The following is a 26613-nucleotide window of genomic DNA, read 5'->3' on the forward strand; positions in this document are numbered from 1 at the left end:
GGCGAAGGGGACGCGCGTTTCAGGCGACTTCGGCGACTTCCGCGATCAGTTCGATCTCGACGCACGCGCCGAGCGGAATCTGCGCCACGCCGAAGGCCGAGCGCGCGTGCTTGCCGGCATCGCCGAACACTTCCGCGATGAGTTCGGACGCGCCGTTCGTCACGATGTGCTGCTCCGTGAACTCGAAGGTCGAGTTGACGAGGCTCATGACCTTGACGATGCGCTTGACGCGGTTCAGGTCGCCGACGTGCGCGTGCAGCGTCGCGATCAGGTCGATGGCCACATTGCGCGCGGCCGCCTTGCCTTCTTCCGTGGAGATGTCGGCGCCGAGCTTGCCGGCGTGCACCTTGCCATCCTTCTTCGCGATATGCCCGGACAGATAGACCGTGTTGCCGCTCTGCGCGCTCATCACGTAGGCGGCGGCCGGCGCGCCCGCGGTGGGCAGGTCGATGCCGAGTTCCTTCAGCTTGTCGTATACATTCGATGCCATCGGTTGCTCCTTGACTTCAAGCGGGTGAAGAGGCGCGCGGCGCCCCGGAAATTCAGAGGCTCGCGCGGATCAGCGCGCCGAGCCGGCCGACGCCTTCGTCGATCGTCGCCGGCGGCACCGTCACGAACGACAGGCGCAGCGTGTTGTGCGCAGCTGTGTTGGCGTAGAACGGACCGCCCGGCACGAAGGCCACGTTCTGCGCGACGGACTGCTCGAGCAGCTTCATCGTGTCGATGTGCTTCGGCAGCGTCAGCCACACGAACATGCCGCCTTCAGGACGGTTCCATTCGACGCCGGCGGGCATGTGGCGTTGCAGCGCGTCGAGCATCGCCTCGCACTGGTCGCGATACAGTGTGCGAATCTTCGGCACGTGCTGGTCGAGGAAGCCGTCCTTCACCACTTCGTAGACGATGCGCTGCGTGAGGCTCGGCGTGTGCAGATCGGTGGCCTGCTTGGCCTGCACGAGTTTGTAGTGCAGCTCCTCGGGCGCGATGATGTAGCCCACGCGCAGGCCCGGCGCCAGCACCTTCGAGAACGAGCCGAGATGCACGATGTGATCCGGCGCCATCGAAAGCAGCGTGGGCAGCGGGGCGCCGGCGTAGTCGAGCGCGCCGTAGGGGTCGTCTTCGATCACCGGGAAGGCGGCGGTCTTCGCGAGGGCGGCGAGCGCCTGGCGGCGCGCGAGCGGCAGGCGGCGGCCGGTCGGGTTCTGGAAATTGGGCTGGGCGTAGAGCAGGCGCGCGCCGGCGGTGAGCGCGGCGTCGAGGCCTTCGGGAACCAGGCCGGATTCGTCGGTGGGGACCTGCACGTAGTCAGGCTCGAACAGCGAGAACGACTGGAGCGCGCCGAGGTAGGTCGGCGTTTCGACCAGTACGCGGCTGTCCGGATCCACCAGCGTCTTGCCGAGCAGGTCGAGCGCCTGTTGCGAACCGGTCGTGATGAGCACCTGCGACGGACGGATCGACGCGCCGTTCACCGAATAGCGCGCCGCCACCCATTCGCGCAGCGGCAGGTAGCCTTCGGTCGCGCTGTACTGGAGCGCCGCGGACGGCTGGTCGCGCAGGATGCGTTCCGACGCGTGCCGCATTTCCTCGACCGGAAAGGTCGCGGGCGAGGGCAGGCCGCCCGCGAAGGAAATGACCTCCGGCCGCTCCGTGACTTTCAGGATTTCGCGAATCGCCGAGCTCGTGAGCTTGCGGGCGCGTTCGGAGAGTTGCCACGGGGTGGCGCGGAGATCGGCTTGATTCATGGGGTGCCTCGGTTGGCTTGGAGTGGTCCCGCGTTGGGTCAGAAATCGGGGTGCGCGGGCGAGCGGCGCACGCGCAATCCAGCATTATCGCGCGTGCGCGTCATCTTGCGTGCGTCGGACGGGCGGCGGGTGCCGGCACTGCCTGAGTCTGCAGCGGCGCGGGACGCACGGCGGCCCGGCGGCCCAGCACGACGGTCACGATCACGGCGGCCGCGTACAGCCACGTCGAGCCGCTCACGTGCTCGCCGAAGAACAGCGCGGAGAAGGCCATCGTGAAGAAGATCTGCAGCAGTTGCACCTGGCCCACGCGCGCGATGCCGCCCATCGCCAGTCCGGCGTACCACGCGAAGAAGCCGATGAACTGCGAGAACAGCGTGACATAGCCGAAGGCCAGCCACACCTTGAGCGAGAGCGGCCCGGGATGCGCCGTGTGATGCGCCCACGCGAGGCCGCCGACCGGCAAGAGCAGGAACGGCGCCGACAGCACGAGCGCCCAGCAGATCACCTGCCAGCCGCCCATCTGGCGGGCGAGCCGCGCGCCTTCCGCATAGCCGAGCGCGCCGATGCCGACCGCGACCAGCATCAGCAGGTCGCCCGCCTGCAGGCCGCCGCCGCCCGTCTGCACCGCGAAGGCGACGACGATCGCGCTGCCCGCGAGCGCGCTGACCCAGAACAGCTTCGACGGCCGTTCGTGCGAGAGCCACGCGGCATAAATCGCGACGCACAGCGGCTGGAGCCCGTTGACCACCGCGCCGTGCGACGCCGGCACGTATTTCATCGACCACGCCGAAAACACCGGAAACGCGATGATCACGCCCAGCGACACAACCGCCAGGCTCTTGACCTGCGGCCAGGTGGGCCACTTTTCGCGCCGCCAGGCGAGCAGCGCGGCGGCGGGCAGGGCCGCGACGAGCGCGCGGCCGAGGCCGTTGAGCAGCGGATGCACCTCCGCGACGACGATGCGCGTCATCGGCAGCGTCAGGCTGAAAATGACCACGCCGATCAGGCCGAGCAGCATGCCTTCGGTTTCGCGGGTTCTCATCGTGGGGTGTCTCCTCGGATCGGATATCAGATGTCCTGTCGGGGTGTGCCGGGCAGGTCGAGTTGCTGCGGTGCCTGCGGCTCGGTCTTTTTCGCGCGGCGGCGTCTGGCTGCCTGAAGCGCCTCTTCCTCGCGCGCCTGGGCATGTTCCGCGGATTCGCCAAGGGTGAGCGTCGAGCCGTCCGGCAGGGCGAATTCCGCCACCAGCACCGGCGCGCCGGAGGTGGCCTCGATGTGGATCAGGTGCGCCGCGCCGAGCCACGCGAGCTGTTCGGCGATGCGCGCGGCATCGGCGTGAAAGCCGCGCAAGGCGCGCAGCGCGATGCCGCTGGGCGGCAGTACGTCGCTCGGCAGCAGCGGCGCGTCCCACTGGATCAGCGACGGCAGCACGCCTTGTCCGGCGCCTTGCCACGCGGGGAACGCGCCGTCGTCGGGGACAGTCAGGCCCCAGGTATTGGCGCCGCGCGACATCGCCGCGACCGGCGCGATGCGTTCGGGATACTGCTCGCGCCAGCGCGTCAGCGACTTCGGCCGCTCCACGCGCGCCACCCAGTGCACGAGCTGCGGACCGTGTTCCGCGATGCGCTGCTGCTGCGCCGGATCGTCCAGCGCGAAGAGACGTGGCCGCGGCGTCTCCACGGCGGGCGCGGCGGGATCGATCGCGATCACTTCCAGGTAGGCTCCGCCCCACAGATTCAGCAGGCGATTGTGGGTGCGCATCGACGGATGCGTGCCGCCGGGCGCCGTGTCCACGCCGAACTTCGCGGCGACGAATTGCGCGCCTTCCTCGAGCGTGCGCGCGGCGATGACGAGGTGGTCGAGTTTGAGTCGGGAATCGGTCATGACAGGCGCGGTTGGACTGGATGGGCCGCCTGGCTTGACGCAACGCCCAGCATTCTCGCGACCCGAAAGGAGAATGTAGCGTCTCTCACCATAACAGTAACGGTACAATCGACCCAGCCGTGTTCGGTACAGTTTTTGACTCTTCCCGACAATTCGGCAAAAGCACCGGCAACGCATCGCCATCCGCCCGGAGGTCCGCATGTCCGTCCCGCTCGACCAGATTCCCGCCCCGCACGACGCCGCGCAACTCACCCTCGTGGACCAGCTCGTGCAATGGGGCCGCCGCCGCATCGACGAACGGGTGTTCCGGCCCGGCATGCGCATGCCGTCCATCCGCAAGCTCGCGCTCGACAAGGGCGTGTCCCGCTTCACCGTGGTCGAGGCCTATGAGCGGCTCGTCGCGCATGGCTATCTCGATTCGCGCCGCGGTTCCGGGTTCTATGTACGCGAGCGGGCCGCGCCGTCGCTCGTCGCCCGGGGCGAGGCGCCCGCCGCCGCTTCGGAGCGCGAGCCGCTGCAGAACACCATCGACGTGGTCTGGCTGCTGCGCAACATGCTGCACACGTCGAGTCCCGAAAAAGGGCCGGGCCTGGGCTATCTGCCGGGCCGCTGGCTCGACGGCGAACTGATCACCAACGCCTTGCGCGCGCTGTCCCGCCTGAGCGGCGCCCAGATGCTCGGCTTCGGCACGCCGCAAGGCTTCCTGCCGCTGCGCCAGCAATTGCAGACGCGGCTGGAGGAACTGGAAATCGGTGCGTCGGCGGCGCGGCAGATCGTGCTGACTTCCGGCATCACGCAGGCCATCGACCTGATCGCGCGGCTCTATGTGAAGCCGGGCGATGCGGTGATCGTCGGCGATCCGGCGTGGTTCCAGATGTTCGGGCGCTTCGCCTCGCAGGGCGCGCGGCTCGTCGGCATGCCGTACACGCCGGACGGCCCCGACCTCGACGCGCTCGAAACGCTCGTCGCCACCTGGCGGCCGAAGATGCTGATCATCAACTCCGTGCTGCAGAACCCGACCGGCACCTCGCTGACGGCCGCGCAGGCGTACCGGATCCTGCAACTGGCGCAGGAATACGACTTCATCGTCGTCGAGGACGATGTCTACGGCGACCTGTGCCCGACCAACTTCCCGGCCACGCGCCTGGCCTCGCTCGATCAGTTGAAGCGCGTGATCTTCCTCGGCAGCTTTTCGAAGACGCTCGCGGCGAACCTGCGGGTCGGCTATATCGCGGCCGCGCCGGACGTCGCGAAGGCGCTGGCCGATCAGAAGATGCTCGTCGGCATGACCAGTCCGGAGCTGAACGAGCGGGTCGTCTACAAGATCCTGACCGAAGGACACTACCGGCGGCACGTCGAGCGCCTGCGCACGCGGCTCGACGGCGTGCGCGACAAGACCGCGCGCATGCTCGAGAAAACCGGACTGCGGCTGTTCTCGACGCCGTCGGCGGGCATGTTCCTGTGGGCTGACGCGGGCGTCGATTCCGATGGTCTCGCCGCCGCCGGCCACGAAGCCGGTTTCCTGCTGACGCCGGGCAGCCTGTTCTCGCCGCAGCAGTCGCCGACCACCTGGATGCGCTTCAATGTCGCCAATTGCGGCGATCCGGCGTTGCCGGAACTGCTGTCGAATTATCTGGACCGTGCGTCGCGGCGCAGCGCCTGAAGTCTGAAGCGGGCGCTAACGCCTTCGTCCGGGCAGATTGCGCCGCGCCGACGGCGTCCGGATGAATTCCGCCAGCACGGTCTCGAACAGCGCGAGCGCGCCGGGCATTTGCCGGTAGCGCTGCTCGTAGAGCCGGTGCTGGCCGTCGCAGAAGCGCAGCGCGAAATAATCCGCGAGCAGGTTGCCTTGCGCTTCCATGTTGAAGTCGGCGAGACGCTTGCCGGCGGCCAGCCGGTACGCGTAGGACAGCCCGACGCGCAGCGCGCCGCGCCATCGGACCGGATAGCCGAGCTGGAATTGCCATACGTGCGTCATCTCGTGAATGAACCACATGCGATTGCCGAGGTCGCAGCACGAGAAATCATCCTGACAACAGGCGCTCGGAAAATACAGCTGGCCGTTGGGCGCCATCGCGGTGCGCGGCGGCTGCAGGCCGAACGGCAGATAGGCGCGGGCATGGACGCGGACCGCCGGATAGTCGATGGCGTCGCCGAACACGAGCCGCGCCATGCCGGTTTCGCCCGGCGTGAGCGGACGGCCTGGCGGTGCGCGGCGGAACAGGAGCGGCATGACGGTACGGGCGATGCGGCGAGGTCAAAGACGCATCATAAGACCTGGCCCCGGACGGCCCTTGAAAAACGCCGAACCGCCCCGATATCGCTCGGATTGCCGGCCCAGGCGGCGCGCAGTACCCCGCCCGGGCCGTCAGCATCACTTCAACACAGATAAATCAACACAGAGGACCCGGACATGGCGCAAGAAACCATGAGCTTTCAGGCAGAAGTGAAACAGCTTCTGCACCTGATGATTCATTCGCTGTACAGCAACAAGGAAATCTTCCTTCGCGAACTCATTTCCAATGCCTCCGACGCCGCCGACAAACTGCGTTTCGAGGCGATCGAGAACAGCGCGCTGTACGAGAACGATCCGGACCTGCGCATCCGCGTATCGTTCGACAAGGCCGCGCGCACCGTGACCATCGACGACAACGGCATCGGCATGAGCCGCGACGAAGCCATTTCGCATCTCGGCACGATCGCGCGTTCGGGCACCAAGGAATTCTTCTCGAAGCTCTCGGGCGACCAGCAGAAGGATGCGGCGCTGATCGGCCAGTTCGGTGTGGGTTTCTATTCAGGCTTCATCGTTGCGGACAAGATCACGGTCGAGACGCGCCGCGCCGGGCTGCCGGCGGAGCAGGGCGTGCGCTGGACCAGCGCGGGCGAGGGCGATTTCGAAGTCGAGGACATCGAGCGCGCGCAACGCGGCACCACCATCACGCTGCATCTGCGTGCTGACGAAGACGACCTGCTGTCGTCGCACAAGCTCAAGTCGATCATCCAGAAGTATTCGGATCACGTCGCGCTGCCCATCCTGATGAAGAAGGAAGAGTGGGACGCGGAAAAGAGCGAGATGGTCACGAAAGACGAAGACGAGACCGTCAACCAGGCGAGCGCGCTGTGGACGCGTCCGAAGAGCGACATCAGCGACGAGCAGTACACGCAGTTCTACCAGCACATCTCGCACGACCACGACGAGCCGCTCGCGTGGACGCACAACCGTGTCGAGGGGCGCAGCGAGTACACGCAACTGCTGTACGTGCCGAAACACGCACCGTTCGACCTGTGGAACCGTGAGCATCGCGGCGGCCTCAAGCTGTACGTGAAGCGCGTCTTCATCATGGACGATGCCGAGCAACTGCTGCCCGCGTATCTGCGTTTCGTGAAGGGCGTGGTGGATTCGGCGGACCTGCCGCTCAACGTCTCGCGTGAAATCCTGCAGGAAAGCCGCGATGTGAAGGCGATCCGCGAAGGCGTGACCAAGCGCGTGCTGTCGATGCTGGAAGACATCGCGAGCGCGTCGGCCGAAGCCACCGACGACGCCGGCAAGCAGAAGTACGCGAGCTTCTGGAGCGAGTTCGGCCAGGTGCTGAAGGAAGGCGTCGGCGAAGACTTCAGCAACCGGGAACGCATTGCGAAACTGGTGCGCTTCGCCTCGACGCACAGCGACAGCAGCGAGCAGACCGTTTCGCTCGCGGAGTATGTCGCGCGCATGAAGCCCGAGCAGACGAAGATCTACTACGTGACCGCCGACAGCTGGCAGGCCGCGAAGAACAGCCCGCACCTGGAAGTGTTCCGCAAGAAGGGCGTGGAAGTGCTGCTGCTGACGGATCGCGTCGACGAATGGATGCTGTCGTTCCTCAATGAGTTCGACGGCAAGCCGCTCGCGAGCGTCGCACGCGGCGACCTCGATCTCGGTGCGCTCAACGACGAAGAGAAGCAGCAGCAGGAGAAGGTCGGCGAGGACATGAAGCCGCTCGTCGAGAAGATGAAGGAAGCGCTGGAAGGCAAGGCGAAGGATGTGCGGCTCACGTTCCGTCTCACTGATTCGCCCACCTGCCTGGTGGCCGACGAAGGCGACATGAGCGGCTATCTGCAACGCATGCTGAAAGCCGCGGGCCAGCAGGCGCCGCAGATGCAGCCGATTCTGGAAGTGAATCCGGAACATCCGCTCGTGAAGGCGCTCAACGCCGACAACGCCAACTTCGCGGACTGGTGCCATCTGCTCTTCGACCAGGCCATGCTGGCCGAAGGCGGCACGCTGGAAGATCCGGCGAGCTTCGTCAAGCGGACCAACGCGCTGCTGCTCGCGCGCTGAACAGTCTGAAAGCAGTGTGATGCAGGCGCCGCCGGGAAAACCGGCGGCGCCTGTTTTCATTTGCGCTTGCGCTCCTTGTTCGACTGCGCGAGCACGGACGCGGCGAGCTTTTTGGTGTCCGGCGCGTATTTGCTGCTATGGAGCACTTCGCTGGCTTTATGCTCCATCCCGGCACCGGTTTGCTTGCGCGTATGCGACTGAGCCAAGGCGGATGCGGCAAGGCTCTTGGCCGTTGCCGACGCCTTCGGGTCATGCAGTGTTTCCGACGCCAGATGCGCAACCGGTCTGGACGTTTGTTTCTTGTTTACCGACATTCTGTTTGCCTCTCAGGATGAAACCGGCGCGGCGCGCGACCGGCATTTCAGTCTCCGCTTCTGACATGCCGCGCACCATACGAATCGTCCTAAGCTGCGGTTGTGGTGGGCACGGGTGTAAGGCGGGCGTTGGCAGGGGGCCCTTATAATCGCCGCCATGTCCATGCCGACCGATCCCACCGATGCGCACTGGCGCGTCGTCCCCTGTGCCGCTCTCTCCGATGCTCAACAAGACTGGCTGACGCGCGGCGGCTCGCTGACCGCGCATCTGCGCACGCTGGGCGCCGTGACCGTCGATGTCACGCGCGAAGCCGTCAGTCTTCCCTGGCGGGACGAAGCCCGCGCGCTCGGCATCACGCCGCGTACGCCGGTGTGGCTGCGCGAAGTGGCGTTGAAGGTCGACGGCACGCCCTTCGTCGTCGCGCACAGCATCGTTCCGCTGGCGTACAGCACGGGCATATGGCAGTCGATGCGCCGCTTGCGCACGCGTCCACTCGCGGAACTGCTATACAGCGACAGCAGCGTGTCGCGTTCGGCGCTCGCAAGCCGCCGGCTGACGGCGCGTCATCCGCTCTATCGGCTGGCCTTGCGGCAATCGCACGATGTCTCACCCACGCTCGTCGCGCGCCGTTCGGTGTTCGAGCGGCACGGCGCGCCGCTGATGGTCACCGAATGCATGCTCGATACGCTATGGACCAGGCTCGCCACGCTCCACGGTCCGCATCGGCGCGAACATGCGCGGGCGTATGGGCATCTGAGTTCGCATGCGAAGCGCGTCGTGCGCGGCGAAGCGAAATGACGCTCGCCGGATTCGAGCCGATCGGCGATCACGCCACTCACACGCTGATTCTCGGCAGCTTTCCGGGCGTCGCTTCGCTGGCGGCGGCCCAGTATTACGCGCATCCGCGCAACCAGTTCTGGCGCCTGGTGGGCGCGGCGATCGGCGAGCCGCTGCACGAGCTCGCCTACGACGACCGGCTCACGCGGCTCCTGGCGCATGGCATCGGCCTGTGGGACGTGCTGGCGGCGTGCGAGCGCGAGGGCAGTCTCGACAGCGCGATCCGCCACGCGTCGCCGAATGACTTCGCCGTGTTCCACACGCGCTTTCCGGCGTTGCGCCGCGTCTGCTTCAACGGCAAGACCTCGGGCCGGTTCGCACCGGTGATCGGCGCCGCGGGCTATGCGACGCGGGTGCTGCCGTCGTCGAGTGCGGCCAATGCTATGCTCTCGTTCGACCAAAAACTGCGTCTCTGGCGCGACCTCCTCACCCATGACGACACTGATCAAACGCGCGTCCGCTGAAGCCCGCGCGTTCGGACGCAAGCAGGACTCGAAGCACGCCGGCAAGCAGAAGCAAAAGCAGAAGCGCGCCGCGCGCGAGCACGATGACGACGATCTCGCCCATGCGCCGCGCATCGAGGCGCCGCGCAAGCCGCGCTTCGCGCCGGTGACGTTCTCGGAAGAGGGCGGCGTGCGCTATCTGCACTTCGGCACGGAATGGGTGCAGGGCGCGATGCGTCTCCGTAAGCCCGATCACATCGAACTCGAATACGTGCAGCAGATGATGGCCTGGCTGCTGTTCATCGAGACGCCGGAGCGGATCGTGCAGCTCGGACTGGGCGCGGCCGCGCTGACCAAGTTCTGCTACCGCTTCCTGAAGCGCGCGCAGGTCGAGGCGGTGGAAGTGAATCCGGCGGTCGTGATCGCAGCCCGCGCGATGTTCGACCTGCCTTATGACGACGCGCGTCTCACCGTCACCGAGCGCGACGCGTGGGAGTTCGTCAACGATCGCGCGAATCACGGCACGACCGGCGCCATGCAGATCGACGTGTATGACGCCGCGGCACAGCGTCCGGTGCTCGACAGCGTGTCGTTCTATCGCGCCTGCCGCGCGTGCCTCACGCAGGCGGCGGGCGTCGTCACGGTGAACCTGTTCGGCGACCATCCGAGCTTCGTGCGCAACATGCGGCATCTGAACGAGGCGTTCGATCACCGCGTGATCGCGCTGCCGGAAGTGCACGACGGCAATCGCGTCGCGCTGGCCTTCGCGGGTCCCGCGCTCGACGTGCCGCTCAGTGCGCTCGAGGCGCGTGCGAAGCTGATCGAGGATCAGTTGGGATTGCCTACGCGGAAGTGGGTGAAGGGTCTTGCCGAAAGCGCGGGCCTCAAGCCGGGCGAAGCCTTTCGGATCTGACGCCCCAACGTGCGGCACCGTGCTGGGCGTGCGTTCCAGCATGGTTACAAAGTTCTTTCAAATCAGGGGAATAGTCGGGATTCCCCTTGCTTGACCGGGTTTTAAGGGTCCATATACTCCTCCTGTTATTTCGGGGCGCTTTCAACGGCCGCCAGGCCAGTCACGTGGCGTGAAAACCGATACGACAACCGGCACGTCATCCGTCCGGACCGTAGACCAAAATCAAACAAGAGGAGAGGACCGTTCATGGCTCAAGAAGCTGCGACCGGCACTGGACAACCGCGCAACAAGCACTGGCTGTGGCTTTTGATCCTTCCGTGGATCGGTGTGGTATGGGTGCCGTTTTATAACAAGATCGAGCCCGTGTTGTGGGGCTTCCCGTATTTCTACTGGTACCAGTTGTTGTGGGTGCTGATCAGCGCGGTGATTACCGCGGTCGTCTACAAGAAGACCAAGGCGCTGCCCTCGAATCGCAAGAGCGGAGGCGCGCGATGATGAATTCCACCGCAACCTTCGTCTTCGTCCTCTTCTTCGTCGGCGTCACGATTCTCGGCTTCATCGCCGCGCACTGGCGCAAGGGCGATCTCGCCCAGCTCGACGAATGGGGTCTCGGCGGCCGTCGCTTCGGCACCATCGTCACCTGGTTCCTGCTCGGCGGCGACCTCTATACGGCCTACACCTTCGTCGCGGTTCCGGCGCTCGTGTTCGGCGCGGGCGCAACCGGCTTCTTCGCGCTGCCGTACACCATCCTCATCTATCCGTTCGCGTTCGTCGTGTTTCCGAAGCTGTGGAGCATCGCGAAGCGTCACGGCTATGTGACCGCCGCCGACTTCGTGCATGCCCGCTACAACAGCCGCATGCTGGCGCTGGCCGTCGCGCTGACCGGCATCGTCGCGACCATGCCGTACATCGCGCTGCAACTGGTCGGCATCGAAGTGGTGATCGGTGCGCTCGGCTTCTCGACCCAAGGCCTCGTCGGCGATCTGCCGCTGATCATCGCCTTCGCGATTCTCGCCGCGTACACCTACACCTCGGGTCTGCGCGCACCGGCGATGATCGCCGTGGTGAAGGACGTGCTGATCTACATCACGATCATCGCCGCGATGATCGTGATTCCGGCGCAGCTCGGCGGCTTCGGCCACATCTTCGGCATCGTGCCGCCCGAGAAGATCCTGCTGAAAGCGCCCGACGCCGCGAGCCTCAACGGCTACAGCGCCTATGCGACGCTGGCGGTGGGTTCCGCGCTCGCGCTGTTCCTGTATCCGCACTCGGTCACGGCCATCCTGTCGTCCAATTCGGGCAACACGATCCGCCGCAACATGTCGCTGCTGCCCGCTTATTCGCTGGTGCTCGGCCTGCTGGCGCTGCTCGGCTACATGGCGCTCGCTTCGGGCGTGAAGGACATGCCGGAATACGCGCCGTACTTCAAGGCCTACGGCGCGAACTTCGCCGTGCCGGCGCTGTTCCTGCACTACTTCCCGTCGTGGTTCGTGGGCGTGGCGTTCGCGGCAATCGGCATCGGCGCGCTGGTGCCGGCGGCGATCATGTCGATCGCGGCCGCCAACCTGTACACGCGCAACGTGCACCGCGAATTCGTCAATACGTCGATGACGCCGGAGCAGGAGACCAACGTCGCCAAGCTGGTGTCGCTGATCGTGAAGGTGGGCGCGGTGGTGTTCATTCTCGCGCTGCCGCTGACCTATGCGATCCAGCTGCAACTGCTCGGCGGCATCTGGATCATCCAGACGCTGCCCGCGCTGGTGCTCGGCCTCTACACGCGCGTGCTCGACCATCGCGGCCTGCTGATCGGCTGGGCGGTGGGGATCGGCGTCGGTACCTGGATGGCCGTGTCGCTGCAGCTGAAGGGCTCGATCTATCCGCTGCATCTGTTCGGCTATGTCGTGCCGGGCTACGCCGCCGTGTGGGCGCTGATCGCCAACCTGATCGTGTCGGTCGCCGTCAGCCTGCTCGTGCGCGTCCTGGGCCTCAAGCGCTCGGACGACCGCACGCGTCCGGAAGACTATCTGGACATCGTGGAAAGCTGATCCAGCAGCTTGTGCCGCGCCGGGCGCTGACCCGGCGCGGCTCACGAAAAGCTGGTAAAACGCCCGTAGCAGCCGCCGGCCGCTACGGGCGTCTTGTTTGTGCGACGCGCGAGCCGGCCGGACGAACGATCATGTTCATCGACGCGAGCGAACCATGTTTTCTCCGACATCGACGTCAGTCAGACACGGCCGTCTGTCGCGTCTGTTCAGCTGGATTGCATCGCCGTACTTCCGCTATCGCCACGCCAACCTGATTCACGGCGTGCGGGTCGCACTGGCCGTGGCGATGTCGATTGCCGTGACCACCGGCATCGACGTGCCGCACGGCGTCTGGGCGACGGTCTCGGTGCTGGTGGTCGTAGGCGGCTTGCAGCACTACGGCAACATCCGCAAGAAGGCCGCCGAACGCGCGATCGGCACGATGCTCGGCGCGGCGTTCGGGCTCGTGCTGATCGCGGCGCAGGCGCTGACCGGCTCGCTGATGCTGTTCTTCGTGCTGATGTGCGCGATCGCGGGCGGCTGCGCCTACTACGCGATCGGCAAGGCGGGCTACGTCGCGCTGCTCACGGCGATCACCATGGTCATCGTCTCGGGCCACGGCGACCTGCCGTTCACGACGGGCCTGTGGCGCACGGCGAACGTGATGATCGGCGTGGTGATCGCGCTCGGCTTCTCGTTCGTGCTGCCGCAATACGCGACTTATTCATGGCGCTACCGGCTCGCCGACAATCTGCGCGAAGGCGCGAAGATCTACGGCGCACTGCTCGAAGGCGTGCCGCTGCTGCCGGAAGACATGGCGAAGCGCTTCTTTCGCATGAGCCAGCGGCTGGTGCAGTCGCGCGGCCTGCTGGAATCGGTCTCCAAGGAAACGAACCTGCCGATGGCGCGGCTCGAGGAAATCCAGCGGCTGCATCGCGCGATGCTCGCGGCGCTCGAAATGCTGGTCACGTCGATGCCGGAAGTGACCTCCGTAGGCGGACATCGTTTTGCGCTCGGCTGCTCGCCGGGTGAAGTCGCCGTGCGCCGTCAGTTGCTGCAGATGGCGCGCGCGCTGCGCTTCGGCCGCGTGAGCCTGCTGCATCATGCGCTGGAGACCACGGCCGTTGAATCCACGGTGTGCGCCGAGTCGCCCGGCGATCACGCCACGGAAGGCATGCACTGGCTCGCGATGCGCTTCGTCGAACAGGCGGAGCGCTTGCGGCTGCGACTCTCGGAAGTGGAACGGCAATGGAACATCGAGGGCGCTCGGCCGTTCGGCGCGTGAACCTCTCCAGGCGCATCCGCAAATAAAAAGGACCGCGCACCGGATCGGTGCTGCGGTCCTTCTTGTTCCAGGCGAGACCGGCGTTACTGCAGCGCGGCGATCAGCTTCTCGAGCTTGATGGCGTCGGCGGCGAAGGCGCGGATGCCTTCCGCGAGCTTCTCGGTGGCCATGGCGTCGTCGTTGACGGCGAAACGGAAGGTCGGCTCATCGACCGCGATTTTCTCGACGTTCTCGTTCTTGCTCGCTTCCGGAGACAGCTTGCGCTCGACGGTGTCGTTGCTGTCGGCGAGTTTCTTGAGCAGGTCGGGGCTGATGGTCAGCAGATCGCAGCCGGCGAGTTCCGTGATCTGGCTCAAGGTGCGGAAGCTCGCGCCCATCACCTCGGTCTTGTAGCCGAACTTCTTGTAGTACGCGTAGATGCGGCGCACCGACTGCACGCCCGGATCGTTCGCGCCGCCGTTCTTGACTTCGTCCCATTCGGCGCCGGCCGACTTCTTGTACCAGTCGTAGATGCGGCCGACGAACGGCGAGATCAGTTGCGCGCCCGCGTCGGCGGCGGCGACGGCCTGCGCGAGCGAGAACAGCAGCGTCATGTTGCAGTGGATGCCTTCCTTCTGCAGGACTTCGGCGGCGCGGATGCCTTCCCACGTCGAGGCCAGCTTGATGAGCACGCGCTTGCGGTCGATGCCGGCATTCTCATACAGCTTGATGATCTCGCGGCCCTTGGCGATGGAGGCCTGGGTATCGAACGACAGGCGCGCATCGACTTCGGTCGAGACGCGGCCCGGGACGATCTTGAGGATTTCGGTGCCGAAGGCGACGAGCAGATTGTCGATGATCTGCGGCATCGGCTTCTTCGCGTGCTCCTTGACGGTCTTTTCGAGCAGCGGCTTGTAGTCGTCCTTCTGGACGGCCTTCAGGATCAGCGACGGATTGGTGGTCGCATCCTGCGGCTTGAATGCGATGAATTGCTGGAAATCGCCCGTGTCGGCGACGACGGTCGTGTACTGCTTGAGCTGGTCGAGAGCGGATGTCATGTCGAGTCTGAGACGCGTGGCGCCTTGTCAAAATGCGGTAACAAACCCGCGGATTGCCCATGATTGCGACGCCGCGCGGCGATTTCGATGGCGATTGCCATCGGAATCACGATCGCGCGGCGCGCCCCTGAAAACCATTCCGTCATTCTAGTCCCGCGCGCGGGAAACGCGCTGATCGCGTGCGCGTCCGGTTCGACCGGGCGCGGGCTTTAGCGTTCCGTCTTGTTCCTTGCGCATGTCCCGTGCCGGTGCGCGGCATGTGCCAATTAGCGGACGAAAGCGGCGGACGAAAGCGGCGGACGAATCACGCGCGCCGGGCATTGAGTACCAGATGCGTCGCCAGGCCCGCCATCAGCCCCCAGAACGCCGGTCCGATCGACAGCAGTGTGAGTCCTGACGCCGTCGTCATGAACGTGACGAGCGCCGGTTCTCGCTGCCGCGGATCCTGCATCGCGTTCGTGAGACCGCTCATGATCGAGCCGAACAGCGCCAGCGCGGCCACCGAAACGACCAGCGCCTTCGGAAACGACGCGAACAGCGCGGCGATGGTCGCACCGAACACGCCGGCGACGAGATAGAACACGCCGCAGCACACCGCCGCCGTATAGCGCCGGTTGTGGTCCTCGTGGGCTTCGCGGCCGGTGCAGATGGCGGCAGTAATCGCGGCGAGATTCACGCCGTGCGAGCCGAACGGCGCGAGCAGCAGCGAAGCGAAGCCGGTGGCCGAGATGAGCGGGGCGGACGGCGTGGTGTAGCCGTCGGCGCGCAGGACCGCGATGCCGGGCACGTTCTGCGAGGCCATCGCGACGACGAACAGCGGGATGCCGATGCTGATCGCAGCCGACACGGAAAACGCGGGCATCGTGAAGACGGGATGCGCGAGCGCGACGTGAAAGCGCGAGAAATCGAGCAGCCCGAGCGCGCCTGCCATGGCGATGCCCGCGGCGAGCGTCGCGGGAATCGCATACCGCGGCGCGAGGCGCTTGCCGGCGAGATAGGTGAAGAACATGACGAGCACGAGCGGCGTCTGCGCCTGCGCGGCGTGAAAGATCTCGATGCCGATTTCGAACAGGATGCCCGCCAGCAGTGCCGCCGCGATGCCGCCGGGAATGCGCTTCATCAGCGTGTCGAACCAGCCGGTCAGGCCGACGGCGGTCAGCAGCGCCGCGCACACGACGAACGCGCCGATCGCTTCCGCGTACGGGACGTTCGGCAGCGAGGAGACGAGCAGCGCGGCGCCCGGCGTGGACCAGGCGATGACGATCGGCGCGCGGTAACGCAGCGACAGTCCGATGGTGCACACCGCCATGCCAATGGACAGCGCCCAGATCCACGACGAGATCTGCGCATCGCTGAGATGCGCGGCCTGGCCGGCCTGGAACATCAGCACGAGCGAACTGGTGTAGCCCGTCATCATCGCAACGAAGCCGGCGACGACAGTGGACAGGGACGAGTCGAACAACGGGCGCAGCGCGACGGGCGCCGCAGACGGGACTTTCATGGTGGTTCTGCTTCTTGGCTTTTATGGATTTATTTCGACAGCGCGCGCATCGCGCTTTCGAGGCCGGACATCGTGAGGCCATACATGCGGTTGCCGAGGATCTGGCGGATCGCACCGATCGACTGGCGGTATTCCCACAGACGCTCCGGCTCCGGGTTGAGCCACGCGTGATGCGGGAACTGGTCGGCGAGCCTGCGCAGCCACACGGCGCCCGCTTCGGCGTTGTTGTATTCGACCGAGCCGCCCGGCTGCAACACCTCGTAGGGGCTCATGGTGGCATCGCCGACGAAGATCAGCTTGTAGTCCGGCGTGAACTTGTGCATGACGTCGAGCGTCGGCGTGCGTTCCTGATGACGGCGCCGGTTGTGCTTCCACAGATAGTCATACACGCAGTTGTGGAAGTAATAGAACTCGAGATGCTTGAACTCGGCCTTGGCGGCGGAGAACAGCTCCTCGACGCGCTTGATGTGGTCGTCCATCGAGCCGCCGACATCGAGCAGCATCAGCACCTTCACGTTGTTGTGGCGCTCGGGCACCATCTTGATGTCGAGCCAGCCGGCGTTGGCGGCGGTGCTGCGGATGGTGTCCGGGAGATCCAGTTCTTCGGCCGCGCCTTCGCGCGCGAAGCGCCGCAGCCGCCGCAGCGCGACCTTGATGTTGCGCGTGCCGATCTCGACCTGGTCGTCGTAGTCCTGATAGGCGCGCTGGTCCCACACCTTCACCGCCGTGCGGTTCCCCGACGATTCCCCGCCGATGCGGATGCCTTCCGGGTTGTAGCCGCCATGTCCGAACGGCGACGTGCCGCCGGTGCCGATCCACTTGCTGCCGCCTTCGTGACGTTCCTTCTGTTCGTCGAGCAGCGCCTTGAGGCGCTCCATCAGCTTGTCGAGACCGCCGAGCGCCTCGATGCGCTTCTTTTCCTCGGCGGTGAACTCGCGATCGAGACGCTTCTTGAGCCAGTCGAGCGGAATGTCGAAGGCTTCGTCGGGCAGTTGCGCGAGCCCGTGGAAGTAGGCGCCGAACGCGCGATCGAACTTGTCGAAGTACTTTTCGTCCTTCACGAGCGTCATGCGCGCGAGGAAGTAGAACTCGTCGAGCGACGGCGCGATCACCTGCGCCTTCAGCGCCTCGAGCAGCGTCAGGTATTCCTTCACCGAGACGGGCAGCTTCGCGTCGCGCAGCGAGTAGAAGAAGTCGATCAGCATGGCGCGCTCACCATCGGCTCAACGATGATTGCGGTTCATGAACAGGAGCCGCTCGAACAGCGCGACATCCTGCTCGTTCTTGAGCAAGGCGCCGTGCAGCGGCGGCACGATCTGCTTGTCGTCGGCCGAGCGCAGCGCCTCGGGCGCGATGTCTTCGGCGAGCAGGAGACGCAGCCAGTCGAGCAGTTCGGACGTGGACGGCTTCTTCTTCAAGCCGGACACCTGGCGCAGTTCGAAGAAGCTCTGCATCGCCGCGGCGAGCAGGTCCTGGCGGATGTTCGGAAAGTGCACCTCGACGATGGCCTTCATCGTTTCGGCATCGGGGAAGCGGATGTAGTGGAAGAAGCAGCGGCGCAGGAACGCGTCGGGCAGTTCCTTCTCGTTGTTCGACGTGATGATGACGAGCGGGCGCTGCTTTGCCTTGATCAGTTCGCGCGTCTCATAGACGTAGAACTCCATGCGGTCGAGTTCGCGGAGCAGATCGTTCGGGAATTCGATGTCGGCCTTGTCGATTTCATCGATCAGCAACACGCTCGGCTGGTCCGACTCGAAGGCCTGCCACAGCACGCCCTTGACGATGTAGTTGCGGATGTCCTTCACGCGTTCGTCGCCGAGCTGCGAGTCGCGCAGGCGCGAGACGGCGTCGTATTCGTACAGACCTTGCTGGGCCTTCGTCGTGGACTTGATGTGCCATTGCAGGAGCGGCATGCCGAGCGCGCCGGCCACTTCCTCGGCAAGCATGGTCTTGCCGGTGCCGGGTTCGCCCTTGATCAGCAGCGGCCGTTGCAGCGTCATCGCGGCGTTCACCGCGAGCTTGAGATCGTCGGTTGCGACGTACTGCGATGAGCCCTCGAAACGCATGACGAAGATCCGGTCAGAGAAAAAAATCCCAGTATAAGTCAGAAGCCCTTTCGGCATCGGGGGCCGCCGGGTATCGTGTGAGCCGCTTCACGCGCAGCTTCGGCGCTTCGTCGCGGTGGGGCGGGAGCGAGCGCGCAGGCGGGCTCGTTGCTTGTACAGGGACGAATTGTCGCAGCGAAGCGCAGTCCTTTTCAGGCGATTCCCCTTGCCAGCAAGGCTGCGAGAGGGTGCGCGTGTGGACGGAGGGTAGGTCGCGCGGTACAATTAGCGCGATTTTTTTGGCCTGCGTGGCGCCAGACCCTGCAGCAGCAAACAGTCCCGAGAAGGTTGTATGCGCTCGGCGCGGGCCGCGGCCTTGTGAGCGCCGGATTTCCCCTCAAGCCAGGTTAGAAGAGCTATGAACAATTTTGTCGGCAAATGTGCCGTGATTGCAGCGCTGTCCGGTCTCGCCGGCTTCGCGACCCAGGCGTCGGCCGACGTCGTCGGTAACGCGAAGGCCGCAGAGGGCAAGGTTGCGATGTGCATCGGCTGCCACGGCATCCCCGGCTATCGCACCGCGTATCCCGAAGTCTACGAAGTGCCGATGCTGGGCGGCCAGAACGCGCAGTACATTGCCAACGCGCTGCATGCCTACAAGAAGGGCGACCGTCATTTCGACACGATGCGCGCCATCGCGACCACGCTGTCGGATCAGGATATCGCCGATATCGCCGCGTACTACGCCGCGCAGACTCCCCAATCAAAGAACAATCCCGACAAGTAATCCGCGCGTGACACCGCAAAGCGACAACGGGAAGGAGAATTCATGAAGCCCTCGAAGGCACTTCGCAGCATCAAGGCAGCATGCGCGGCGGCGCTGATCGGCATGACGGCGTTCGGCACGGCGCACGCGGCCGACATCAGCAACGGCAAGGCGCTGTCCGACAGCCACAACTGCGCGGCCTGCCACGGCCCCGGTCTCAACAAGCCGGTGAGCGGAGAGTATCCGCGTCTCGCGGGCCAGCACGCCACGTATATCTACTGGGCGCTGCGTCAGTATCAGATCGGCGGCAACAATCCGAACTTCGGCCGCAACAACGCCATCATGTCGGCGCAGGTGCAGAGCCTTTCGCCGAGCGATTTGAAGGATCTCGCGGCTTACATCGAGTCCCTCGACGGCAATCTCGTGCTGAAGAAGTAAGGGCCGAAGCCCTGGCAGTTCGATCGACACCCCGCGCATGCGGGGTGTTTCATTTGGTGCGGCTGCGTTGCCGGATCACGTGTCAGTCGCGCGAGGCGCGCCGTTCGATCAGCGCGAGATAGGCGTCGGTATCGGGCGGCGTGTTCGAGCGCTGCGCTTCCCAGATGACCTGGCCGAGACACTCCATGATCGCGTGCTGCGCGTCATGCGGCGAACCGAGGCGTGCGACCAGTTTGTCGTGTGCGCGCCGGATGCCCGGCGGCTGGTCGATGGACAACTGTTCGCTGATGGCGAGGTGCATCGACAGATGCAGGAACGGATTGGTCTGGCCGCGATCGGGCGAATAATCGGCTTCACGCGCTTCGGGATGGGCCAGCGCGTCCTGATATTCCGGATGCTCGCTGATCCAGTCGGCGGCCATGCTTTCGAGCGGCGTCAGAATCTCGCCGGCGCGCTCCTTGCGCCAGGCGTCGGTGAAGAACTGGCGAACTTCGTCGCGGCTGGGATTGAACATAAGGTGTTGATTCGATTGCGGGATTGCGGGTTTTCGTAGCCCGGTATTGTACGCCCGCATGGCTTTTCGCCGCTCAAACCCGGCTTACTCCACCGGCGCGGGCGTCTTCGGCCGGTACTCGCACAGCGGCTCGATGACGCAATGCCAGCACTCGGGCACGCGCGCCTTGCAGACGTAGCGGCCGTGCAGGATCAGCCAGTGATGCGCGTCGTGCAGGAATTCCTTCGGCGTGAATTTCTCGAGCGCGCTTTCCACTGCGCGCACGTCCTTGCCGGGCGCAAGACCGGTGCGATTGGCGACGCGGAAGATATGGGTATCGACGGCGATGGTCGGTTGCCCGAACGCGATGTTCAGCACGACATTGGCCGTCTTCCTGCCGACGCCCGGCAGCGCTTCGAGCGCCTCGCGGTTGTCGGGCACCTCGCCGCCGTATTGGTCGATCAGAATGCGGCACGTCGCGATCACGTTCTTCGCCTTGGTGCGATAAAGCCCGATCGTGCGGATATGCTCGGTCACGCCTTCCTCGCCGAGCGCCAGCACGGCCGCCGGCGTGTTCGCGAGCGGAAACATCTTGCGCATCGCCTTGTTGACGGAGACATCGGTGGCCTGCGCGGAGAGCATCACGGCGATCAGCAGCTCGAAGGGCGTCGTGTATTCCAGTTCGGTGACCGGATGCGGGTTCAGGCTCTGCAGCGTTTCGAAGATCGCGTGGCGTTTCCTGGCGTTCATGGGTCGAGGTCGGTGTTCACGCGGGTTTATCGGGATCCTGCGGCGCGGGGTTGTCTTCTTTCAGGCCGAGACGGCGGCGGCGCGCGTCGGCTGCGTCGATCTGCGCCTGCACCGCGGGGCTCACGTGCTCCGTATTCTTCGGTCCCGCGCCCAGCTTCGCCATCTCTTCCTTCTTCTTGCGCGCGCGGTCCAGCGCGGCCTGGATGATCGCGCGTTTCTTCGCTTCGGGATCGTCTGCCGGGGCGGGCTGCGCGAGCGACGGAGATTGTGGCGCGGAGGTCGCCGCGCTTGTCTCCGCCGCCTGCGCGGTGCGCGATGCCTGGCGCGCGTTCGCCTTCGCTTCGGCGGCCGCGCGCTCGCGCTCGAGACGCGCCGTGCGGCGGTCGTGACGCGTGCGGGCGGCGTTGGCTTCGGGCTGACTCCAGGCATCCCATCCGGTGCGCGTGCCGGTGACGGAAATCATCGCGATGCAATCCACCGGGCAGGGCGGCACGCACAGGTCGCAGCCCGTACACAGTTCCGTGATGACCGTATGCATCTGTTTCGCCGCGCCGACGATGGCATCGACCGGACAGGCCTGCATGCACAACGTGCAGCCGATGCACACGCTTTCGTCGATGACGGCCACCGGCCGCGGCCGTTCGATGCCATGCGTCGTGTCGAGCGGGATCACCGGCTTGCCGAGCAGCGCCGCAATGCGCGCGATGCCTTCGGCGCCGCCCGGCGGGCACTGATTATGGTTGCCCTCGCCGGCGGCGATGGCTTCAGCATAAGGCCGGCACGCCGGGTAGCCGCACTTGGTGCATTGTGTCTGCGGCAGCAGGTCTTCGATGCGCTCGGCGAGCGTCCTGGAAACGGTTGCGGTCACGGGGAAGTGCTTTGATGCCGGGAAATTGACGCAGCGTGGACGCGGGCGTTGCCGCGTTGGCCGGACGCTTCGAAGGCGCCGGAAGCGCTGCGGGTTCGAAGCAGCTCGCACACTGCCTGGTCCAGGCCTGTTGCATGTGGGGCAGGTCACGCGTTCCGTCAGCGGGCGCGTGCCCGGTTTTGTCCGTCATTATCGCCGAAGTCGGCAGGGGCGTGACGGCCAGCTTTCAATCCCAATTGCCAACGTTCTTCGATATGCGCATAATCAAATCGCTTTCGTTGGACTGCAGGACGGTGTTCCCCAATCACCTTGGCGCGCCCGTTCACGTCATGTCTCCCGTCCCGGGCTGCGTGGCGCTCATCCGGCAACGCGGCTCTCGAATCATGCCACCATGAATCAGCCGAAAATCAAAAGAGATCCTGAAGGCACCCGGCGTCGTATCCTGCTTGCCGCCGCGGAGGAGTTTGCAGCCGGTGGCCTGTTCGGCGCCCGCGTCGACCAGATCGCGCGCCGGGCCGAAACCAATGAACGCATGCTCTATTACTACTTCGGCAGCAAGGAGCAGCTGTTCACGGCGGTACTGGAGCATGCGCTGTCCGCGCTCGTCGAAGCCGAGCGCACGCTCGAACTGGATGGCGTCGCGCCCATCGAAGCCATGACGCGTCTCGCGCATTTCGTCTGGGATTACTACCGCGATCATCCGGAACTGCTGCGTCTCATCAACAACGAGAACCTGCATGAGGCGCGCTACATCAAGGGATCGAACCGGATCCGCGAGTTGATCTCGCCCATCGTCACAACGCTGACCGCCATTCTCGAGCGCGGCCAGAAAGCCGGCTTGTTCCGCAATGACGTCGAACCGCTCAGGTTCTACGTCACGCTCTCGGGTCTCGGTTATTACATCGTGTCAAACCGCTTCACGCTGGAAGCGACCTTCGGGCTCGACTTCAACGAAGCCCATCAGCGCGAGCAGATCGTGCGCATGAATACCGAACTGTTATTGGCCTATCTGACGCGGCGCTGAAGGCCGTGTGGGTCGCAGAAAACAAAACGTCGCGCCTGGAAGCAGGCGCGACGTTTTTGTTGATGCTGCGCTGAAAGCGGACCTCAGGCGGGCACGGCCTCGCTCTTCGGCTGCTTGTCGTGTTCGAGGATGAACTCGCGCAGTTGCGGATACACCATCGTGCGCCAGCGGCGGCCCGAGAAGATGCCATAGTGGCCGGCCTTCTCTGCCGTGAAGTGGCGCTTGTTCTTCGCAGGCAGGCCGGTGCACAGGTCATGCGCGGCGCGCGTCTGGCCGCTGCCGGAGATGTCGTCCAGCTCGCCTTCGATCGTGAACAGCGCCGTGTGCTTGATGTCCTGCGGACGCACCATCTCGCCATTCACTTCCCACGTGCCTTCCGCGAGCCGGAACTCCTGGAACACGATGCGGATGGTCTCGAGGTAATACTCGGCGGCCATGTCCAGCACGGCGTTGTATTCATCGTAGAAGCGGCGATGTTGCTCGGCGTCGTCGTCGTCGCCGCGCAGCAGGTTCTGATAGAAGTCCCAATGCGCGGTCAGATGGCGCTCCGGATTCATCGCGACGAAGCCCGCGTGCTGCAGGAAGCCCGGATAGACCTTGCGGCCGACGCCCGGATAGTTCGCCGGCACCGTGTAGATGACGTTGTTCTCGAACCATTCGTAGGAATGCTCGTTCGCCAGCGAGTTGACCGATGTGGGGCTGCGGCGCGCGTCGATCGGGCCGCCCATCATGGTCATCGTGCGCGGCGTGTCTTCGCCGCGGCTCGCCATCAGCGAAATGGCGGCGAGCACGGGCACGGTCGGCTGGCACACCGAGATCACGTGCAGGTCCTTCGCGCCGATGTGACGGATGAACTCCTGGATGTACTCGACGTAGTCGTCCAGATGGAACGGACCGTTTTCGATCGGCACCATGCGGGCGTCGAGCCAGTCGGTGATGTAGACCTTGTGATCCTGCAGAAGGGTTTTCACCGTGTCGCGCAGCAACGTGGAGTGATGGCCGGACAGCGGCGCGCATACCAGCACGATGGGTTCGTTCTTCAGCTTGGTGACGGTGGCGCTGTCATCGGCGAAGCGCTTGAAGCGGAGCAGCCGGCAGAAGGGCTTCTCGATCACCGTCTGCTCGACGATAGGAATGTTGTGACCGTCCTTGACGATCTGATGCAGTTCGAACTCCGGCTTTTCGTAATCCTTGCCCAGCCGGTAGAGCAGTTCGTAGGCCGCGGCGAAGCGCGTGGAGCCGGGCACGTAGGCGAGGGGGCTGGCCGGGTTGACGAAGGACTTCGATGCGGCCTGAGCCCATGCTGTGAGGGGAGACAGCACCGCTCGCTGGAATTCGTGGATTTGATAGAGCATGGTTGCCCCGGTAACTCCGGTCGGAACCGGTACCCCGTTGATGCCTGCGACCCGAAAAAAGACGGCCCGGCGACGACGTTCAACGGTACTGGATGATCCCCGGCTGCGCGGCGGGCTGACGCCGCACGGCCGAGGCACTGTCTTTCTGCGATCACTGCCGCTTCACAGGAAGCGGTGCTCTTTGAACACAAACGAAACTTGACGACCGCAGCTTCTTCGATCTTGAGTGCAAGATTTTCCGGGTAATGTGCGTTCGATTCAATTGGTCGGTCGAAACTGCCGGCTTTTACACAACACTTCAGATGCTACTTAAAACTGGATGATTTTTGTGCGTTGCACCAATATTACCGTCCGAGCATTATTCCCGCCAGCAAAAACAAGCATTTAGGACTGTCCCGAGGCTGCATTGGTCTCCGCCTGCGCCGCGTCTTCCGCGTGCCCTTCGGCGCCGGAGGGCTGCCCGGTCGCCTTCGCCATCTCTTCTTCGTGACGCATCAGGTTCATCCCGGTGTGCACCAGCGCCACGTGCGTGAAGGCTTGCGGGAAATTCCCCACCATGCGCTTCGCCACCGTGTCGTACTCCTCTGCCAGCAGGCCGACATCGTTCGCCAGGCCCACGAGCCGCTCGAACATCGCGTGCGCCTCGTCGATCCGGCCCTGCAACGCCAGGTTGTCCACCAGCCAGAAACTGCAAGCCAGAAATGTGCCTTCCCCCGGCGGCAAGCCATCCTCGACTTCGGTCGTGTGATAGCGCTTGACGAGACCATCGTGCGTCAAAGTGGTCTCGATCGCATGTACGGTGCCGATTACTCGCGGATCTTTTGGCGGCAGGAAACCCAGCAACGGGATCAGCAGCAGGTTCGCATCGAGCGCTTCGCTGCCGTAGGCCTGCGTGAACGAGTTGAGCTTCGGGTTCCAGCTCTTCTTCAGCACCTCGGTGCGGATGCGCGAGCGCATGTCGCGCCAGTGGTCGATCGGGCCCGGCAGTTCGAAGGTCTCCGCCGACTTGATCGCGCGATCGTACGCTACCCACGCCATCACCTTCGAAAAGGTGAAGTGCTGTCGGCCGCCGCGCACTTCCCAGATGCCTTCGTCGGGTTCCTGCCAGACGGTGTCGAGATGCTGGAGCATCGCGCACTGGATCGACCAGGCGGTTTCGTCGCTCTGCAGGCCGCCCACGCGCGCAAGGTGCAGCGCGTTCATCACTTCGCCGTAGACATCGAGCTGCAACTGGTTGACCGCGCCATTGCCGATGCGCACCGGCGCCGCGCCCTCGTAGCCCGGCAGCCAGGGGACCTCCCATTCGGGCAGGCGGCGCTCGCCCGCGATGCCGTACATGATCTGGATCTGCGCCGGCGAGCCGGCCATCACGCGGCCCAGCCAGGCGCGCCAGGCGCGGGCTTCGTCGTAGTAGCCGCCGCGCATCATCGCGAGCAGGGTGATGGTGGCGTCGCGCAACCAGCAGTAGCGATAGTCCCAGTTGCGCGTGCCGCCCAGCTGTTCCGGCAGCGAGGTCGTCGGCGCGGCGACGATGCCGCCCGTCGGCTCGTAGGCCAGCGCCTTGAGCGTGATGAGCGAGCGGCGGATGGCCGGCGCGAACCGGCCGGTGAGTTCGCTCTGGCTGGACCATTCGCTCCAGTGGTTTTCGGTGCGGGCGAGCTGGGTGTGAGGATCGTGTGCGGGCGGCAGGCGCAAATGCGATTGCGAATAGCACAGCGAGAAAGGCACGCGTTCGCCCGGGCTGATATCGAAGCAGGCGGTCGTGCGCATGTTCTCGCCGACGAGATCCACCGGCGTGCGCAGCACGGCGAGATCCGGACCGGCGATCGCGCGGATGCCGCTGTCGTCGGGAAGACGGCTGACCCATGGCACGGCCGAGCCATAGTCGAAGCGCAACACCAGCTCCATCTTCATGCGCACCGTGCCGCGTCGTCCGACGACGATGCGCACGAGTTCCGAATGGCCATTGCGCAAGGGCATGAAGTCGATGATCGTCACCGCGCCCTGGGGCGTCTCGAAGTCGGTTTCGAGCACGAGCGTGTCGCCGCGATAGCGCCGCGTGATGACGGGCGTTTCCCCATCGGGCATCTCGGGGGCGAGCAGCCAGCGGCCATGCTCGGGCGTGCCGAGCAGCGCGGCGAAACAGGCGGCGGAGTCGAAGCGCGGCCAGCAGAGCCAGTCGACCGAACCGTTGCGGGAAATCAGGGCGGCCGTGTGGCCGTCGCCGACCATGGCGTAGTCTTCAATCAAAGCGGGCATAAGCGAACATCTTCCTGCTTGCGGCGTGCGTCATGCGTCGACACGCGCCGTGGGTTGAGCAAAGGATCCGGGACGCTGCGCACATCCTGGGCGAAGCGCGGCGCCATCGGACGAAGGGTTCTGGATCGCGCCGCGTGCATGCCTTCTGGCCGCATTCTGCCGCAATCGTTCGATATGGGCAGGGAATCGCGCCATCTGGCAGCACATCGCACCACCTCGGGCATGCGACTGCATGCCACGCCGGTATGGCGGAAAAGACGGATCTTGCGCCGTTCCAGCCATTGATCCGCCATTCGGCTGATGTTTAGAATGAAGCTTCGTG

General features: G+C 65.0%; 26 protein-coding genes. 11 read left to right on the forward strand and 15 right to left on the reverse strand.

What is annotated here, in order from left to right; all coding sequences use genetic code 11:
• Positions 1–19: 19 nt before the first annotated feature.
• From QCE69_RS03990 to QCE69_RS04005, 4 genes are all read right to left on the reverse strand, one after another.
• On the reverse strand, positions 20–490 hold the full coding sequence (locus QCE69_RS03990; protein ID WP_309914748.1) for a RidA family protein: 471 nt from the start codon (positions 488–490) through the stop codon (positions 20–22).
• A 52-nt stretch (positions 491–542) separates the two neighbouring features.
• Positions 543–1739, reverse strand: a complete 1197-nt coding sequence (locus QCE69_RS03995; RefSeq protein WP_309914750.1) for a PLP-dependent aminotransferase family protein — start codon at positions 1737–1739, stop codon at positions 543–545.
• A gap of 100 nt (positions 1740–1839) precedes the next feature.
• On the reverse strand, positions 1840–2781 hold the full coding sequence (locus tag QCE69_RS04000; RefSeq protein WP_309914753.1) for a DMT family transporter: 942 nt from the start codon (positions 2779–2781) through the stop codon (positions 1840–1842).
• 26 nt (positions 2782–2807) lie between these two features.
• Positions 2808–3623: a VOC family protein gene (locus QCE69_RS04005; RefSeq protein WP_309929538.1), complete on the reverse strand. Its 816-nt coding sequence runs from the start codon at positions 3621–3623 to the stop codon at positions 2808–2810.
• 199 nt (positions 3624–3822) lie between these two features.
• Between QCE69_RS04005 and QCE69_RS04010 the strand changes: the two genes are divergently transcribed.
• Entirely contained in the window at positions 3823–5286 is a 1464-nt protein-coding gene (locus QCE69_RS04010; protein WP_309929540.1) for a PLP-dependent aminotransferase family protein, read from the forward strand.
• 15 nt (positions 5287–5301) lie between these two features.
• Here QCE69_RS04010 and QCE69_RS04015 read toward each other — a convergent pair whose 3' ends face one another.
• Entirely contained in the window at positions 5302–5856 is a 555-nt protein-coding gene (locus QCE69_RS04015) for a Rhs element Vgr protein (RefSeq protein WP_309914761.1), read from the reverse strand.
• A gap of 180 nt (positions 5857–6036) precedes the next feature.
• On the opposite strand from QCE69_RS04015, the gene htpG reads away from it, so the two are divergent.
• Positions 6037–7941, forward strand: a complete 1905-nt coding sequence (htpG, locus tag QCE69_RS04020) for a molecular chaperone HtpG (RefSeq protein ID WP_309914764.1) — start codon at positions 6037–6039, stop codon at positions 7939–7941.
• Positions 7942–7997: 56 nt separating this feature from the next.
• Here the strand turns inward: htpG and QCE69_RS04025 are convergent, their stop codons facing one another.
• Complete coding sequence (locus QCE69_RS04025) at positions 7998–8255, reverse strand: hypothetical protein (protein WP_309914767.1); 258 nt, start codon at positions 8253–8255, stop codon at positions 7998–8000.
• Between the two features lie 157 nt (positions 8256–8412).
• Between QCE69_RS04025 and QCE69_RS04030 the strand changes: the two genes are divergently transcribed.
• The 6 genes from QCE69_RS04030 (at position 8413) to QCE69_RS04055 (ending at position 13758) form a co-directional block, all read left to right on the forward strand.
• Positions 8413–9054 carry a chorismate lyase gene (locus QCE69_RS04030; protein ID WP_309914769.1) on the forward strand — a complete coding sequence of 214 codons (642 nt, stop codon included), beginning with the start codon at positions 8413–8415 and terminating at the stop codon, positions 9052–9054.
• Complete coding sequence (locus QCE69_RS04035; RefSeq protein ID WP_309929542.1) at positions 9051–9557, forward strand: DNA-deoxyinosine glycosylase; 507 nt, start codon at positions 9051–9053, stop codon at positions 9555–9557. Before QCE69_RS04030 ends, QCE69_RS04035 begins: the two co-directional genes overlap by 4 nt.
• Positions 9526–10449 carry a spermidine synthase gene (locus tag QCE69_RS04040; protein WP_309929545.1) on the forward strand — a complete coding sequence of 308 codons (924 nt, stop codon included), beginning with the start codon at positions 9526–9528 and terminating at the stop codon, positions 10447–10449. Before QCE69_RS04035 ends, QCE69_RS04040 begins: the two co-directional genes overlap by 32 nt.
• Before the next feature lie 246 nt (positions 10450–10695).
• On the forward strand, positions 10696–10944 hold the full coding sequence (locus QCE69_RS04045) for a DUF3311 domain-containing protein (RefSeq protein ID WP_309807794.1): 249 nt from the start codon (positions 10696–10698) through the stop codon (positions 10942–10944).
• The gene (gene mctP, locus QCE69_RS04050) at positions 10944–12494 is read left to right on the forward strand and encodes a monocarboxylate uptake permease MctP (RefSeq protein WP_309919607.1); all 1551 of its coding nucleotides are present in this window, start codon (positions 10944–10946) and stop codon (positions 12492–12494) included. The genes QCE69_RS04045 and mctP overlap by 1 nt, the downstream gene beginning before the upstream one ends.
• Before the next feature lie 154 nt (positions 12495–12648).
• Positions 12649–13758, forward strand: a complete 1110-nt coding sequence (locus QCE69_RS04055) for an FUSC family protein (RefSeq protein WP_309914779.1) — start codon at positions 12649–12651, stop codon at positions 13756–13758.
• A gap of 83 nt (positions 13759–13841) precedes the next feature.
• On the opposite strand, the gene tal is transcribed toward QCE69_RS04055, so the two are convergent.
• The 4 genes from tal to QCE69_RS04075 form a co-directional block, all read right to left on the reverse strand.
• Entirely contained in the window at positions 13842–14795 is a 954-nt protein-coding gene (tal, locus tag QCE69_RS04060) for a transaldolase (RefSeq protein WP_309914782.1), read from the reverse strand.
• Positions 14796–15099: 304 nt separating this feature from the next.
• The gene (locus QCE69_RS04065) at positions 15100–16296 is read right to left on the reverse strand and encodes a benzoate/H(+) symporter BenE family transporter (RefSeq protein ID WP_309929546.1); all 1197 of its coding nucleotides are present in this window, start codon (positions 16294–16296) and stop codon (positions 15100–15102) included.
• Between the two features lie 29 nt (positions 16297–16325).
• Positions 16326–17501: a VWA domain-containing protein gene (locus QCE69_RS04070; protein WP_309914789.1), complete on the reverse strand. Its 1176-nt coding sequence runs from the start codon at positions 17499–17501 to the stop codon at positions 16326–16328.
• A gap of 18 nt (positions 17502–17519) precedes the next feature.
• Entirely contained in the window at positions 17520–18362 is an 843-nt protein-coding gene (locus QCE69_RS04075; RefSeq protein WP_309807801.1) for a MoxR family ATPase, read from the reverse strand.
• Positions 18363–18759: 397 nt separating this feature from the next.
• Here QCE69_RS04075 and QCE69_RS04080 point away from each other — a divergent pair, with 397 nt between their 5' ends.
• On the forward strand, positions 18760–19125 hold the full coding sequence (locus QCE69_RS04080; RefSeq protein ID WP_061121774.1) for a c-type cytochrome: 366 nt from the start codon (positions 18760–18762) through the stop codon (positions 19123–19125).
• 42 nt (positions 19126–19167) lie between these two features.
• Entirely contained in the window at positions 19168–19542 is a 375-nt protein-coding gene (locus tag QCE69_RS04085; protein ID WP_404984119.1) for a c-type cytochrome, read from the forward strand.
• Positions 19543–19624: 82 nt separating this feature from the next.
• On the opposite strand, the gene QCE69_RS04090 is transcribed toward QCE69_RS04085, so the two are convergent.
• The 3 genes from QCE69_RS04090 to rsxB form a co-directional block, all read right to left on the reverse strand.
• Positions 19625–20056: a DUF1841 family protein gene (locus QCE69_RS04090; RefSeq protein ID WP_309914792.1), complete on the reverse strand. Its 432-nt coding sequence runs from the start codon at positions 20054–20056 to the stop codon at positions 19625–19627.
• Positions 20057–20140: 84 nt separating this feature from the next.
• Positions 20141–20785: an endonuclease III gene (nth, locus tag QCE69_RS04095; protein WP_309807804.1), complete on the reverse strand. Its 645-nt coding sequence runs from the start codon at positions 20783–20785 to the stop codon at positions 20141–20143.
• A 16-nt stretch (positions 20786–20801) separates the two neighbouring features.
• The gene (gene rsxB, locus QCE69_RS04100) at positions 20802–21653 is read right to left on the reverse strand and encodes an electron transport complex subunit RsxB (protein WP_309929549.1); all 852 of its coding nucleotides are present in this window, start codon (positions 21651–21653) and stop codon (positions 20802–20804) included.
• A 391-nt stretch (positions 21654–22044) separates the two neighbouring features.
• Here rsxB and QCE69_RS04105 point away from each other — a divergent pair, with 391 nt between their 5' ends.
• Positions 22045–22677 (forward strand): TetR family transcriptional regulator, encoded by a 633-nt coding sequence (locus QCE69_RS04105; RefSeq protein WP_309914797.1) that lies wholly within the window; start codon positions 22045–22047, stop codon positions 22675–22677.
• Positions 22678–22760: 83 nt separating this feature from the next.
• On the opposite strand, the gene QCE69_RS04110 is transcribed toward QCE69_RS04105, so the two are convergent.
• On the reverse strand, positions 22761–24032 hold the full coding sequence (locus tag QCE69_RS04110) for a polyhydroxyalkanoate depolymerase (protein ID WP_309807809.1): 1272 nt from the start codon (positions 24030–24032) through the stop codon (positions 22761–22763).
• Between the two features lie 384 nt (positions 24033–24416).
• Positions 24417–26291, reverse strand: a complete 1875-nt coding sequence (locus tag QCE69_RS04115) for a glycoside hydrolase family 15 protein (protein WP_309929551.1) — start codon at positions 26289–26291, stop codon at positions 24417–24419.
• Between the last annotated feature and the right edge of the window lie 322 nt (positions 26292–26613).

Origin of the sequence: Caballeronia sp. LZ032 (assembly GCF_031451315.1) — a bacterium.
Classification (GTDB): domain Bacteria; phylum Pseudomonadota; class Gammaproteobacteria; order Burkholderiales; family Burkholderiaceae; genus Caballeronia.